The following is a 13,838-nucleotide window of genomic DNA, read 5'->3' on the forward strand; positions in this document are numbered from 1 at the left end:
GTGAGCTTTGTCACTCGCCATCAGTCATCACAAGGATACCGTTCACATGGATGTAAATTTGAAAGGCCGCATGACGCGGCTGTCCGCCATTGTCCTGCTTTCAATCGCTGGCGCCGCCCATGCGCAAACGCCTGCACCCGAGTCGAGGCTGGAATACCTGAGTGTCGATGAGCTCGGCAAAAGAATGGATCGTGGTCAGCTAACCGCTGTGAAAATCGTGCAGCACCTGCAACAGCGTATCGAGGCGCTGGATAAAAACGGCCCGGCAATCAATTCGATCATCGAGCTCAACCCGGATGCGCTGGAGATCGCCGCTTCACTGGACCAGGAGCGACAGCAGGGGCGCATTCGTGGTCCGTTGCATGGCATTCCAGTCCTGCTCAAGGACAACATCGACACCTCCGACCAGATGCAAACCAGTGCCGGGTCTTTGGCCATGGTCGGGCAACCCGCCGCGCAGGATGCTTTTGTCGTACAACGTCTCAGGGCTGAGGGAGCGGTCATCCTGGGGAAAACCAATCTCAGCGAATGGGCTAACTTCCGCGATCCCGAAATCCCTCCAGGCTGGAGCGGACGCGGTGGACAGACCAAAAATCCCCATGTGCTGAGTGTCACACCCTGCGGCTCAAGCTCAGGCTCCGGTGCGGCAGTGGCTGCAGGTTTTGCACCGTTAACCGTTGGAACCGAAACCTCTGGCTCGATCATCTGCCCAGCCTCCCTCAATGGCGTGGTAGGCCTCAAACCCACGACAGGGTTGTTGAGTCGCAGTGGCATCGTCCCTTTGGCGCCCAAACTCGACACGCCAGGGCCGATGACACGAACCGTCAGGGACGCCGCATTGCTGTTGAACGCCATGGCGGGCAGTGACGACGCCGATCCGGTCAAACAACCTCACGCCCTCAAAGGGATGGATTACACGGCACTGCTGCAGCCCGATTCACTGGTTGCGCGGCGGATCGGCTATCCGGTCAAGTTCGACGCCAGCGGTCAAGCCATGAAAGACGATCCGCAGTTTTCAGAAGCGTTGGAGGTCATGCAGGCCGCAGGCGCCACGTTGATTCCGGTCGAGTTCAAAGATCCTGATTCCCCTGGGATAGAAAAGGCCCTGTCGATGAGCTTCAAAAAATACATTCCGAAATACCTTGCGACCCGAACGGGTCTTGCGGTCGATAGCGTAGAAGAAATTGTGCGCTTCACCGAAAACGATCCCGGCACGGAGGGGCATGGGCACGCCTTTTTGAAGCAGGTCGAAAACGTTGTTTTTGACGAACCTACCTACAACGAGTTGTGGCAGAACATTCAACGGGAAAACGCAGCGGTCATCGATGAATTGCTGGCAACGCATCAACTGGATGCCGTGGTCATGGACGTCGGTTCACCGGGGTTGAACGTCATATCCCTGGCTGGATATCCCGGCATCATGATGCCTTCCGGCATTGAAGAAAGCGGGGTGCCAACGTCGGTATTCTTCTTCGGAGCACGTTGGAGCGAAGCCACGCTGTTGGCATTGGCTTATGGCTATGAACAAGCATCCCATGCTCGGCAAGTGCCTCAATTCAAACCGTAGTTACTGACTGACTCAATCAGATTTTGGCGCTAACGCAGATCCAGCGTTAGCGCTGAGTCCCTTCACTCAACCATCGCATAATCCGCCCGCCCAACTGGATTGGGCGTAGACCCTCGCACGTTCATCCCTCTACCCGGCGCAAACCCTGGGAAGAACGCCAGGCCTTCGGATTCCAGCCGATAAGCCAACGCCAATCGAGTGACATCCAGCACGGTTTGCTCATTCTCGAATCGCTGAATGGCCTCTACCGACACCCCGGATTCCCGGGACAACTCTTCGATACTCCAACCCAGCATTGCCCGGGCTTGGGCACAGTGGGCGGGGGTGAATTGAAAAAGGGCGATGCGTTCCAGGGTGATTTTGATCGCGTGAGAGGCCATGGTGTTCTCCGGGCTCGAGAGTGCTGGTTTTAAATGTACTGTGTTTTTGTACAGTTGTTTTGCGCCCGGATCAAATTGATTTTTTCGATTTTCCTATTTCGTCTCGTTCAACCAGACGGACGGCGCCTGTCCCAGGACGCGGCGGAACATTGTTGAGAACGCTGCGGGGCTGTCGTAACCGAAGTCCAGCGCAATCCGCGTTACGGGTTCACCTTCCGCCAACCGCGCCAGTGCTAACACCACGCAGGCGCGCTGTCGCCACTGACTGAAACTCAAGCCGGTCTGCTGGCGAAAAAGACGATTGAACGTGCGCAGACTGGTATGCAAATGATCAGCCCACTGCTGCGGCGACTGGTGTGCATCGGGATGCTGCACGAAACCTTGGCACAACCGGAGGAGCCGGGCGTCCACAGGCAACGGAATGTGCAGCGGTAAATGAGTACTGCGTGCCAGTTCGTGCAGCAGCAAATCGATCAGCGCTCCATCGCGCCCGGCCTCGTCGTACGTTAATGGAATCTCCACCGCCTCCATCAGTAAATGCCGCATCAACGGCGAAACATTGATCACCTGACAACGACTCCCCAGGTCGACAGTCCCCGGCTCGACGTAAAGGCTGCGGGTGCTCACCCCTAACATCACCACTTCATGGGCAATGCCCGCTGGTATCCACACCGCACGCTGCGGCGGCACGACCCAGTTGCCGTCGTGCGTACTCACCTGCATCACTCCGGTTGCCCCATACAACAGTTGTGCGCGCCGGTGCGTATGGCGGGGTAACAGATGCCCGTAGGAATAATCCGAACCGGTCGCTACCACGGGTCGCGGCGTGTCATCCAGCAGATCAATTGAAACGTTGTGCATTGAGACATCCGGCGATTGGCGTAAACGCAAACATTATTGGCTGGCTTGCTGAAGCGAGCCAACCCCGGCCGGTTTATCGTCATCCCCCCAACCAGCGGACGACACGCGATGTTCTATTTACTGCTGACACTTTTCGGCTGCATGACGGGCGCTACCGCGGTGCTGTTTGGCTTTGGCGGCGGCTTCGTCGTCGTGCCATTGCTGTACCGCATGCTTATGACCAGCAACGGTGCAGGCGACTCCATCGGCCAATCGGCGATGCACATTGCTGTCGCTACCTCGACCTGCGTCATGATCGTCAACGCACTGGTTGCCACCGCAAAACACCGTCGCGCCGGCAATCTGATCCGAGACTACTTGTGGCCGTTGGGCGGGTACATCGGAGTGGGTGCAGTCGTTGGCGCGATCGCGGCGATGTGGGTCAGTGGCGAGGTGATTCGCTATGCCTTCATCGCCTACCTGGGCGTAACCATTCTGGATTGCCTGCTCAGACGTGGATTTCTTACGCAAACCGATAACGAAAGTCCACGTCGATTGGGGAGGGCGGAAGTTTCTGGTGGAGGTGTAGGAATCGGCGCTATTGCTACGTTTCTTGGCGTAGGCGGTAGCGTCATGACTGTGCCGTTATTGCGGCGCTTCGGGTTGAGCATGACCCAGGCGACGTCCATGGCGAATCCGCTGAGCCTGCCCGTGGCAGTGGCAGGAACGCTAACTTACATGGGGATGGCGGGGTTCACCGAGTTTGATCTGGGGGCGTGGTTCATCGGCTATGTGGATCTGCTGGCGTTTGCGGTTTTGACGATGGGGTCGTTATTGGGCATTCGATTGGCTACGCCATGGATCGGTCGTATTCCGGATCGGGTGCATGCGCGGGTTTATGTTGGTTTGTTAATGTTGGTCCTGCTGAGCATGTGCTTCAGCTAGCCGGATGAGTACGCGAACGACTTCCTCAGAGGCATTAAAGGTCAAAAAGACTGAGCGACAACTCCAACAAAGCTGATCACTGCGGCGCCAACCCCGGCGCTTCCCGAATAATGAAGTGATCCAGGTTCTCGATATTCGCACTGAACACCCCGAACGTCTGCTCGGGGTTCTTCTTGCTCGGCACCTGTTTCAACTCCGGCGTCACGCCATAAAAGAAGCAATACAAGTCCTTCCCACTCTCGATGGCGTGCTTGATCTCTTCCAGAAACGCTTTGCGCTTGCGGTAGTTGTCGATCAGCTTTTTGCTCAAGTACACATTGACTGAGTACGGCTTTTTCTTCGCCTCGTCCGCTTGCTTGAACCAGACCTTCTGCTCGAAATCGATGCGAAAACTCTGGGTGTAGTCCTTGATCTCCTTGATCTTGCCCCAGTAAATCAGCCCTTTGTTATCCGTCAGGTATTCGATCTTCTTGAAGAATGAACCGTAGGGCGCCGTGTGCTCGCCAATCTTCAAAGGCATGCGCTTGAGCAGGTCTTTGTCTTCGAAGTTCGAGACGAAACACTCCACTGGATGGGCGAAGATGCTGGTCTTGTCTGGCGCGGAGTCGTGGGCAGGTTTTTCGATATCTCCTGCGGCTAAATACGGTTTCGGCTCCTCACGAACTACATCCGCCACCACCGTCGTGTTCGAAGGCTTGCGCACATACTCACGTCGAGTCAGCAACAACTCCGACGGGAAATGCTCCTCTCGACTGTCATCCGTTTCCACCCCATCCGCGTCCACTCCAGGCGCCGGCGATTTGAGACTGACATAAGGGCAGTCCGCAACATGCCGGGTGCTTGGCGTATTTTTGAAATGCGGGGTGCGAACGTAATTCACGTTTTTGGCGTTGAACGTCGTCAACACATTTGCGGCATCGAACGCCGCCCTGCAGGCGTCATTGGGGCATTGGAAATGTTCTTTCGCAGAATCGAACGCCATGGTCTCGTCGAAATTCAAATCGCGCACGTCATAGATCGACAGCTTGTCGTCGAGGCTGAGGCAGTAGGCGAGGTCGAATTTCATGGTGGGGCTAGGGTCCTTGAGAAGTGGGAGAGTATTAATAGCGGGTAGCGAGTCATCGCGCACGTGCTGAATCAATCAGAGAGTTGAAAAGCTCTTCAGCATTTAGAAATAGGGGCTTTTCGCCCTGTTACGTATTGCAACCCTTTGGTACTTTGGCGGTTGTAGGAATTTTCCTACGGCAAATGTCGATTAAGGGCAGCGCTCGTGGCGATCAAAGCGGTTTCGAAGGAACGAATAGACAACGCGATGCTGGAGTTTGATCGTAAATATAGGAGTAGGCGTGAGTGGCAGGGCTGGGAAAATAACCTAGCCCACCGTTATGCCATTCACGCGGGTGTTGAACTGTATCCGGCGAAGAAAATCCTCTCTTTGGCGACCGGCATTGCCGTAGGCGAATTCTCAGGTGGACGCCCGACCAACAGCTACCTAGAAAAGCGAGGCTTCACTATTGTGGAGTTACCGCGCGGGGAGGGCGAGCCCGTATTGCAGTTCACGCCGGGGGCCGTTTACGACCGAAAAACTGAGATCAATGGGCCGTTCGGTGGAAGCCTACAAAGCGGCATTGCCGCGTCCGCTACCTATCCTGCGATATTTTTGTTCACGGGAGATAGTGGTGAGCAATACGGGTATGCCGACGACTGGAACGAAGACAAAAGCGCCTACCTTTATACCGGTGAAGGACAACGCGGGCCGATGACTTTTATCCGTGGCAATCGAGCCATTGCGGACCATGCTGAGGATGGTCGAGCGCTGCACTTGTTTAAGTCCCTGGGCAAAGGAAAAGGCAACGAATACATGGGTGAGTTTTCTTGCGCCGACATGTATGAGCGGACCCAGCCGGACGTGAGCGGCCAGAATCGGACTGCGATTGTTTTTCGGTTAGTTCCTGTGGGCATTCCTGGTGAAATAATTGAAGCTGAAGTCCAGGATGAAGATGAGGCTGACCTTTACGGGTCTCTGGCTGCTGCGCGGTTGGCTGCGTTGGCTGCATGTAAGCCGAGCAAAGATGATTTAGGACAATCTGCTCCGCGTAAGATCTATCAGCGCAGCCGGAAGGTTGCACACTATGTGTTGATGCGTGCCGCGGGTGCATGCGAGAGCTGTGAGAGGCCCGCTCCTTTTATGAAAAAGGACGGCACGCCTTACTTAGAGCCACATCACGTAAATCGGCTCTCAGATGGGGGACTAGATCACCCGCGCTATGTAGGGGCTGTATGCCCAAGCTGCCATCGGGAGATTCATTCTGGCGTGCACGGAACATCGATGAATGAAAGATTGAAGCAAAGGTTGAAAGTAATTGAACGTTTATCGAGCGATGCGCTAAGGCTACCGGCCTTCATCTCAAGAGTGCCCCTAAACTCGTAATATCGCCGAGGGTGAAAACCCTCTGGCGATACGAAGTGGGCTGTATGCCTACAGAAAACTGCGGTGCTTGTTTCCATCGATTCTACGAGGTCTAACCAACCGAATGGTTCGAAACATCAAACGCCTCTAAGACCCTACGCCACCAAGGCTTAACCGCCGGCACCCGTCGCCGCGTGCGATTGAGCAATAGATAAGGCATGTCCCGCAGCCGAATCCAACCCTCATTCTGCCAATGCAACAAGCTCAGCGACATCTCCGGCCAATCCAGCAAACTCAACATGGGCCGATCGGTATTGTTTGACTGCCCTGCATCGCGCAGGGCCGGCACCACCTGATGGGTCAACCACTCACGCAACAACCGATTTCCCGGCACGTAGTGATACACCAACAAGGCATACGCACCGGACTCGCTAATCATCAGTAGGTTCTCAAGCTTGCCGTTTTAGTTAATCAACAACATATGCCGCTGATCCTCGTCCAACTTGTTGACTGCACGATCACTGAGATGAAAGCCCATTAACCGACCCAGATCACGAGCACACAACCACGGTTGGTTTTCTAGGAGAAGGGCGTGGAGACGAAGGTGATGGCGGGTGAATACCGTTGGTATGAATGGATCAAGCATGACCGATCTCCGAGATGGAGAAGCGGAGGGGAGTCGATATGGGCATCTTCCATTACCTCTACGTTTGTTTTGGATAGGGCCAAACCCGACGTAGAGGATTGAAGAAAATCCCAACAAGCATTCACTACAAACAAAATGTCGCACACGTGTCTTCGAGACGTGCGCGATTTTGAGTCAGTGAGCAGCTTCTACGTTGGGCGTTTCTTAGGCACCTGTAACAGAGCTTAACGACGCATTAATTGGTCATCAATACGGACGAAGCTGAAATTGCTGTGGGAGGTTTAGCAACAATTGAGAGCGTAGGTAAGCTTTTTCCTACGCAATAAAAAAGCCCCGATAAGATCGGGGCTTTCAGATGTTTGATTTAATGATTCAGATTCAAATCGTTAAATCGTGGCGAACTCAGCCATCAATCCCAGCTCAACGCCCCACCAGTCTGATACTCAATAACCCGCGTCTCAAAGAAATTCTTCTCTTTCTTCAAGTCCATAATCTCGCTCATCCAAGGGAACGGGTTAGTCGTCCCTGGATACTCTTCCTTCAAACCAATCTGGCTCAAACGACGGTTAGCGATGAACTTCAGGTAGTCCTCCATCATCGCTGCGTTCATGCCCAGCACGCCGCGAGGCATGGTGTCGCGTGCGTATTCGATTTCCAGCTGCGTGCCTTGCAAAATCATCTGCGAAGCTTCTTCCTTCATTTCGGCGTCCCACAAGTGCGGGTTTTCGATTTTGATCTGGTTGATCACGTCGATGCCGAAGTTCAGGTGCATGGATTCGTCGCGCAGGATGTACTGGAACTGCTCGGCGACGCCGGTCATTTTGTTGCGACGGCCCATGGAGAGGATCTGGGTGAAGCCGCAGTAGAAGAAGATGCCTTCCAGAACGCAGTAGTAGGCGATCAGGTTGCGCAGCAGTTCTTTGTCGGTTTCGACGGTGCCGGTTTCGAACTTCGGATCGGAGATCGAACGGGTGTACTTGAGGCCCCAGGTGGCTTTTTTCGCGACCGACGGGATCTCGTGATACATGTTGAAGATCTCGCCTTCATCCATGGCCAGCGATTCGATGCAGTACTGGTAGGCGTGGGTGTGGATCGCCTCTTCGAACGCCTGGCGCAGGATGTACTGGCGGCATTCCGGGTTGGTGATCAGGCGGTACACGGCCAGGACCAGGTTGTTGGCAACCAGGGAGTCGGCGGTGGAGAAGAAGCCGAGGTTGCGCATCACGATGCGGCGCTCGTCGTCGGTCAGGCCTTCCGGGTCTTTCCAGAGGGCGATGTCGGCGGTCATGTTGACTTCTTGCGGCATCCAGTGGTTTGCGCAACCGTCCAGGTACTTCTGCCAGGCCCAGTCGTACTTGAAAGGTACGAGTTGGTTGAGGTCGGCGCGGCAGTTGATCATGCGCTTTTCGTCGACGGCCACACGGGCGGAGGCGCCTTCGAGTTCGGCGAGGCCTTCGGCGATGTCGAGGTTGTCCAGGGCGGCCTTGGCGCGAGCGATGGCGGCGGAGTCGGACGCGGTCACAGCGCGAGCTTCTTGAGCAGCAACACCACCTGCGGTGTCGAGGCGGTCCATGTTGGCTTCAGTCGCGTGGCCGGCGTTGGCGCCTTTGACCACGGTTTCGGCGCTGTCTTCTTTGTCGAATTCGTCCCAGCTCAGCATGACGTGTCGTCTCCTGCGTGAGGGCCAGATGCCCGTGTGATGGTTTTTCACACGGTCGGGTCTGACCGCGTTGGATCTAAAGGAATATCGTTTTTTGCAGCAGCTATACGCAGGCATCAAACAGAATTTTGTACGGGAATACCGAAGCCGCTGACGGACGCAGATTGCGTGAACAGTTCTGCGTGGACTTCAGACTGGCTTTTGACCCCTGTAAGGGGATATTGCAGGCCCGTTTAAGCCGGCATTATAGGGAAATTTTTGCGGCCGTGGTGGGGCGAATCCGCGCATGGAGCGGTCGAGACGGAGGGATTTTCGGTCAGAGCGAGGCTTTACAGGGCTTTGGCTGGATAACGCGGCTGAAGATTTTTTTTCTTAAATTTTGACGTGCTGATTTTTTGTTCAAAAAATAGACAGAAAATCGTCTTTTTCACTACATCTTGTGTTTAAAGGCGTTTTTCGATAGCCCTGGACACAACTAAGCCCGACCGAGGTCGGGCTGTAAAGTCACGCTATAGGATCAGCTGTAGCGAGCGGCACCAACGTGATCGGCACCATCGGCTGCGACTTTCGCGGCACCGGTGTGATCGAAACCGTCGGCAGCGACTTTGGCGGCGCCGGTACGATCAAACCCATCAGAAGCCAGTTTGCCTACACCGACGTGATCCGAACCATCGGCAGCGAAAGACGCTGAACCGGTATGGTCGTAACCATCTGCAGCGACGGCTGCTTCGTGGGTGAAAGTGGCCGAGCCGGTGCGGTCATAACCGTCGGCGGCAAAGGTGTTTGCGGCCAGTACAGACAGGGTCAGGGCGAGGATCAGTTTGGTTTTCATGGGAGTGGCTCCAGGTTCGTTGGCGTTTTGTGCCTTGGGTGTGGAATTCATACTACGCTTGATAAATCGATTAAAAAGCGCAAATAAATGCTTAAAACAATCGTATAAATCGATCTATACGGTTTAGCGCTTCATCTGCCTGTAATAACGGGCGGACGGGTCAAACCGTATAAAGGGGGAGCGGGTGATCAGCCGTTGGAGCAGCCGTTACCCATGACGCTGTAACGCAGGATGTGGCGTTGACCGGTGGAGTCGTCGTATTCCATTTTCATTGGAACCACTTCGCACACATTGGGGATTTCACTCATGGAGACAACTTTGGCGATGTCCAGGTGAGTGGAGTAAGTGTATTCCTCGATGGCCGGTTTTTGCTGTGCGACATCAGTCGGGACCTCGTCTGCCATGGCGGTTACGCACAGACTGGAGAGGGCCAGAACTAATAAAGCTTTCATTTCAAATTTACCTTTTAGAGGTCGAATGGGGTCACGCAACCTTTTTGGGGTTGCGTGCGGAGCTTTAACAAGAGTCTTGGATTAACTGCCTTCGTGGGGGCTGCAACTGGGTTAATCACTTGCCTGGTTGGCGAGTTGGATTTTAGGCGCGGGGGGTGAATTCATATAGGTGGGGTTTTGATAAACACCTTTGACAGATTTCGTAACAATCGGTGTTTCCCAGCGGTAACACACGACTTGTAGCCGCTGGCGAAGCCTGCGTCCGGCTGCGAAGCAGTCGTCATTTCGGGGCATGCGGTGTGTCAGGCGAAACTGCGCTATCAGATTTCACGACTGCTTCGCAGCCGGACGCAGGCTTCGCCAGCTGCTACAAGGTGAGCGTTGTTGATCTTCAGGTTTAAGTTTTCAGTGATATCGCATTCGAGGGCAAACCCTGCTCCTACAGGCGTCGTGGCGGGCGTTTGAGGCTTATCACGATAATTTGTAGGGGCTTGTTACTACCATCGTCGAATGGTTCTATACGGCTGGCCCGGCTACAACAGGGTCATACAAAAACAACTATTTCACCGAGGTAAGAAAGATGAGTGCGGCTTCCCTGTATCCCGTTCGTCCCGAGGTAGCAGCCAACACGCTGACCGACGAGGCAACCTACAAAGCCATGTACCAGCAGTCGGTCGTCAACCCGGACGGCTTCTGGCGCGAGCAAGCCAAGCGCCTCGACTGGATCAAGCCTTTCACCACGGTGAAGCAGACTTCCTTTGACGATCACCACGTTGATATCAAATGGTTTGCCGATGGCACCCTGAACGTTTCCTACAACTGCCTCGACCGTCATCTGGCTGAGCGCGGCGATCAAATCGCGATCATTTGGGAAGGGGATGACCCTTCCGAAAGCCGCAACATCACCTACCGCGAGCTGCACGAACAAGTCTGCAAGTTTGCCAACGCCCTGCGCGGCCAGGATGTGCACCGCGGCGACGTGGTGACTATCTATATGCCGATGATCCCTGAAGCTGTGGTCGCCATGCTGGCCTGCACCCGGATCGGCGCGATTCACTCGGTGGTGTTCGGTGGTTTCTCGCCGGAAGCCCTGGCCGGTCGCATCATCGACTGCCGCTCCAAAGTGGTGATCACTGCGGACGAAGGCATTCGTGCGGGCAAGAAAATCCCGCTCAAGTCCAACGTCGACGACGCGCTGACCAACCCGGAAACCAGCAGCATTCAGAAAGTCATCGTGTGCAAGCGCACCGGCGGCGACATCAAGTGGAACCAGCATCGCGACATCTGGTTCGAAGACCTGATGAAAGTGGCGGGCAGTGTCTGCGCGCCGAAAGAGATGGGTGCCGAAGAAGCCCTGTTCATCCTCTACACCTCCGGTTCCACGGGCAAGCCGAAGGGCGTGCAGCACACCACCGCCGGTTACCTGTTGTACGCGGCGATGACCCATGAGCGCGTGTTCGACTACCGTCCCGGTGAAGTCTACTGGTGCACCGCCGACGTCGGCTGGGTCACTGGCCACAGCTATATCGTCTACGGCCCATTGGCCAACGGCGCGACCACGTTGCTGTTCGAAGGCGTGCCGAACTACCCGGACATCACTCGGGTGGCGAAGATCGTCGACAAGCACAAGGTCAACATCCTCTACACCGCACCGACCGCCATCCGCGCGATGATGGCGGCTGGCACTGCAGCGGTTGAAGGCGCTGACGGCAGCAGCCTGCGTCTGCTCGGTTCGGTGGGTGAGCCAATCAACCCGGAAGCCTGGGACTGGTACTACAAGAACGTCGGCAAATCCCGTTGCCCGATCGTCGATACCTGGTGGCAGACCGAAACCGGCGGCAACATGATGAGCCCGCTGCCCGGCGCTCACGCCCTCAAGCCGGGTTCGGCGGCACGTCCATTCTTTGGCGTCGTACCAGCGTTGGTCGATAACCTGGGCAACATCATCGAAGGCGTGGCCGAGGGCAACCTGGTCATTCTCGATTCGTGGCCAGGCCAGGCGCGTACGCTGTATGGCGATCATGACCGCTTCGTCGACACCTACTTCAAGACCTTCCGCGGCATGTACTTCACCGGTGACGGTGCGCGACGTGACGAAGATGGTTACTACTGGATCACGGGGCGCGTGGACGACGTGCTGAACGTTTCCGGCCACCGTATGGGCACCGCCGAGATCGAGAGCGCAATGGTTGCGCACCCGAAAGTCGCCGAGGCTGCCGTGGTCGGTGTGCCGCACGACATCAAGGGGCAGGGCATTTATGTCTACGTCACCCTGAAAAATGGTGAAGAACCGACCGAGCAGCTGCGTCTGGAGTTGAAGAACTGGGTGCGTAAAGAGATCGGGCCGATTGCTTCACCGGATGTGATCCAGTGGGCACCGGGGCTGCCGAAGACGCGTTCGGGCAAGATCATGCGCCGGATTCTGCGCAAGATTGCGACGGCTGAGTACGATGGGTTGGGTGATATCTCGACCCTGGCGGACCCGGGTGTGGTGCAGCATTTGATTGATACGCATAAGACGATGAATGTGGCGTAAATAGCTTTTGGAGTCATCGAAGCCCCGTCGGGTGTTTGTCTGGCGGGGCTTTTTTATTGTCTGGTCCCGCCTCGACCTGTAGCAGCTGGCGAAGCCTGCGTTCGGCTGCGAAGCAGTCGTAAATTCGGTATATGCGGTGTGTCAGGCAAAACTGTACGACCAGATTTCACGACTGCTTCGCAGCCGAACGCAGGCTTCGCCAGCTGCTACAGGTCGAGGCCAGCACCCCGTGCTAAATAAACATCAGCCAATAATTATCGGCATCCCCTGTCATCCTTTTCCCACTGTTACCCGAACCCATTCAAGTAACTAAATGTGTAACCGCTCGCGCCGATACGGGGCATTGAGAAACGTAAAGCCCCATCCTTGGGCGTCTCCAGCCCCTCTGAAAAATAAGACACAACGCTACGCTTGCCGGATTAGAAGGGTTTGCCAATAATAGGCCCGCAATTTGCAGCATGGATCGGTTCACTGTCTTTTGCTCCTGCATGAAAATGCAGGGCTGTCAACGTGCCCAAACGGCTTTCTCGGTGCTTCTGTAATTTGTTGTCGCATTGAAGAAATATCGGCTTCGGGCCTGTCGTTAGAATGCCGATCACTCGCTCGTCGTTGCGTGCGTTGAAAATAACGTGTGTTACACAAGACGCAGCAATCGCTTTCCGGTTTTACTCACTCGCATATTGGGCTGTCGCTCACTCTGCCTTTTAGCCCTTTACCGATGGAGTCCCAAGATGAAGAAACTCGTGCTGCTTGGCGCCCTGGCACTGTCCGTGCTGTCCCTGCCAACCTTCGCCGATGAAAAGCCTCTGAAAATTGGTATCGAAGCGGCTTACCCTCCGTTCGCTTCCAAAGCACCGGACGGCAGCATCGTTGGTTTCGACTACGACATCGGCAACGCTCTGTGCGAGCAGATGCAGGTCAAATGTGTGTGGGTCGAGCAAGAGTTCGACGGTCTGATCCCGGCCTTGAAGGTACGCAAGATCGACGCGATCCTGTCGTCCATGTCGATCACTGAAGATCGCAAGAAATCCGTGGATTTCACCAACAAGTACTACAACACTCCGGCTCGCCTGGTCATGAAGGCCGGCACTCAGGTCAGCGAAGGCCTGACCGAGCTCAAGGGCAAGAACATCGGCGTGCAACGTGGTTCGATCCACGAACGTTTCGCTCGTGAAGTCCTGGCCCCGCTGGGTGCTGAAATCAAGCCGTACGGTTCGCAGAACGAAATCTACCTCGACGTGGCTGCCGGTCGCCTCGACGGTACCGTGGCTGACGCCACCTTGCTGGACGACGGTTTCCTGAAAACCGACGCTGGCAAAGGTTTCGCGTTTGTCGGCCCGGCCTTCACCGACGTCAAATACTTCGGCGACGGCGTCGGCATCGCTGTACGCAAGGGTGACGCGCTGAAAGACAAGATCAACACTGCGATCACGGCCATTCGCGAGAACGGCAAGTACAAGCAAATCCAGGACAAGTACTTCGCCTTCGACATCTACGGCAAGTAACACGTCCAGGCGGCAAGTCCGAAATGGCGCAAGCAACAGGATCTCTGAGGTTTGCGCCATTTTTT

Annotated in this window: 11 protein-coding genes and 1 pseudogene; 5 read left to right on the forward strand and 7 right to left on the reverse strand. The window is 55.5% G+C overall.

Annotated features, from left to right (window positions below; genetic code table 11):
* The first annotated feature begins 46 nt into the window (after positions 1–46).
* Positions 47–1,567 (forward strand): amidase family protein, encoded by a 1,521-nt coding sequence (locus tag H7698_RS29420; RefSeq protein ID WP_194693758.1) that lies wholly within the window; start codon positions 47–49, stop codon positions 1,565–1,567.
* A gap of 62 nt (positions 1,568–1,629) precedes the next feature.
* Here the strand turns inward: H7698_RS29420 and H7698_RS29425 are convergent, their stop codons facing one another.
* Both H7698_RS29425 and H7698_RS29430 read right to left on the reverse strand, forming a co-directional pair.
* Entirely contained in the window at positions 1,630–1,947 is a 318-nt protein-coding gene (locus H7698_RS29425) for a helix-turn-helix domain-containing protein (protein ID WP_162438686.1), read from the reverse strand.
* A 93-nt stretch (positions 1,948–2,040) separates the two neighbouring features.
* Positions 2,041–2,808, reverse strand: coding sequence for an AraC family transcriptional regulator (locus H7698_RS29430; protein ID WP_194693759.1), 768 nt, complete (start codon positions 2,806–2,808; stop codon positions 2,041–2,043).
* A 108-nt stretch (positions 2,809–2,916) separates the two neighbouring features.
* Between H7698_RS29430 and H7698_RS29435 the strand changes: the two genes are divergently transcribed.
* The gene (locus H7698_RS29435) at positions 2,917–3,732 is read left to right on the forward strand and encodes a sulfite exporter TauE/SafE family protein (protein WP_194693760.1); all 816 of its coding nucleotides are present in this window, start codon (positions 2,917–2,919) and stop codon (positions 3,730–3,732) included.
* Between the two features lie 76 nt (positions 3,733–3,808).
* On the opposite strand, the gene H7698_RS29440 is transcribed toward H7698_RS29435, so the two are convergent.
* Positions 3,809–4,798, reverse strand: a complete 990-nt coding sequence (locus H7698_RS29440; RefSeq protein ID WP_194693761.1) for a hypothetical protein — start codon at positions 4,796–4,798, stop codon at positions 3,809–3,811.
* 204 nt (positions 4,799–5,002) lie between these two features.
* On the opposite strand from H7698_RS29440, the gene H7698_RS29445 reads away from it, so the two are divergent.
* Positions 5,003–6,163, forward strand: coding sequence for an HNH endonuclease (locus H7698_RS29445; RefSeq protein ID WP_194693762.1), 1,161 nt, complete (start codon positions 5,003–5,005; stop codon positions 6,161–6,163).
* A gap of 91 nt (positions 6,164–6,254) precedes the next feature.
* Here H7698_RS29445 and H7698_RS29450 read toward each other — a convergent pair.
* From H7698_RS29450 to H7698_RS29465, 4 genes and pseudogenes are all read right to left on the reverse strand, one after another.
* Positions 6,255–6,788 (reverse strand): annotated as a pseudogene (locus H7698_RS29450) (BRO-N domain-containing protein).
* Positions 6,789–7,197: 409 nt separating this feature from the next.
* Positions 7,198–8,448 (reverse strand): ribonucleotide-diphosphate reductase subunit beta, encoded by a 1,251-nt coding sequence (locus H7698_RS29455; protein ID WP_028622416.1) that lies wholly within the window; start codon positions 8,446–8,448, stop codon positions 7,198–7,200.
* A 517-nt stretch (positions 8,449–8,965) separates the two neighbouring features.
* Positions 8,966–9,280, reverse strand: a complete 315-nt coding sequence (locus H7698_RS29460; protein WP_194693763.1) for a hypothetical protein — start codon at positions 9,278–9,280, stop codon at positions 8,966–8,968.
* Positions 9,281–9,468: 188 nt separating this feature from the next.
* Entirely contained in the window at positions 9,469–9,732 is a 264-nt protein-coding gene (locus H7698_RS29465) for a DUF2790 domain-containing protein (protein WP_162438693.1), read from the reverse strand.
* Positions 9,733–10,312: 580 nt separating this feature from the next.
* On the opposite strand from H7698_RS29465, the gene acs reads away from it, so the two are divergent.
* Both acs and H7698_RS29475 read left to right on the forward strand, forming a co-directional pair.
* Positions 10,313–12,268 carry an acetate--CoA ligase gene (gene acs / locus H7698_RS29470; RefSeq protein ID WP_162438694.1) on the forward strand — a complete coding sequence of 652 codons (1,956 nt, stop codon included), beginning with the start codon at positions 10,313–10,315 and terminating at the stop codon, positions 12,266–12,268.
* Positions 12,269–12,999: 731 nt separating this feature from the next.
* A complete protein-coding gene (locus H7698_RS29475; RefSeq protein ID WP_162438695.1) occupies positions 13,000–13,773 on the forward strand; it encodes an ABC transporter substrate-binding protein in 774 nt (257 codons plus the stop codon).
* Positions 13,774–13,838: the final 65 nt, after the last annotated feature.

The sequence above is a fragment of the Pseudomonas sp. p50(2008) genome (assembly GCF_015351605.1).
In the GTDB taxonomy this organism is placed as follows: Bacteria; Pseudomonadota; Gammaproteobacteria; order Pseudomonadales; family Pseudomonadaceae; genus Aquipseudomonas.

Bases quoted from the DNA above. Each gene is read 5' to 3' on its own strand.
- H7698_RS29420 (WP_194693758.1), top strand. From the start codon at position 47: ATGGATGTAAATTTGAAAGGCCGCATGACGCGGCTGTCCGCCATTGTC.
- H7698_RS29425 (WP_162438686.1), bottom strand. From the start codon at position 1,947: ATGGCCTCTCACGCGATCAAAATCACCCTGGAACGCATCGCCCTTTTT.
- H7698_RS29430 (WP_194693759.1), bottom strand. From the start codon at position 2,808: ATGCACAACGTTTCAATTGATCTGCTGGATGACACGCCGCGACCCGTG.
- H7698_RS29435 (WP_194693760.1), top strand. From the start codon at position 2,917: ATGTTCTATTTACTGCTGACACTTTTCGGCTGCATGACGGGCGCTACC.
- H7698_RS29440 (WP_194693761.1), bottom strand. From the start codon at position 4,798: ATGAAATTCGACCTCGCCTACTGCCTCAGCCTCGACGACAAGCTGTCG.
- H7698_RS29455 (WP_028622416.1), bottom strand. From the start codon at position 8,448: ATGCTGAGCTGGGACGAATTCGACAAAGAAGACAGCGCCGAAACCGTG.
- H7698_RS29460 (WP_194693763.1), bottom strand. From the start codon at position 9,280: ATGAAAACCAAACTGATCCTCGCCCTGACCCTGTCTGTACTGGCCGCA.
- H7698_RS29465 (WP_162438693.1), bottom strand. From the start codon at position 9,732: ATGAAAGCTTTATTAGTTCTGGCCCTCTCCAGTCTGTGCGTAACCGCC.
- acs (WP_162438694.1), top strand. From the start codon at position 10,313: ATGAGTGCGGCTTCCCTGTATCCCGTTCGTCCCGAGGTAGCAGCCAAC.
- H7698_RS29475 (WP_162438695.1), top strand. From the start codon at position 13,000: ATGAAGAAACTCGTGCTGCTTGGCGCCCTGGCACTGTCCGTGCTGTCC.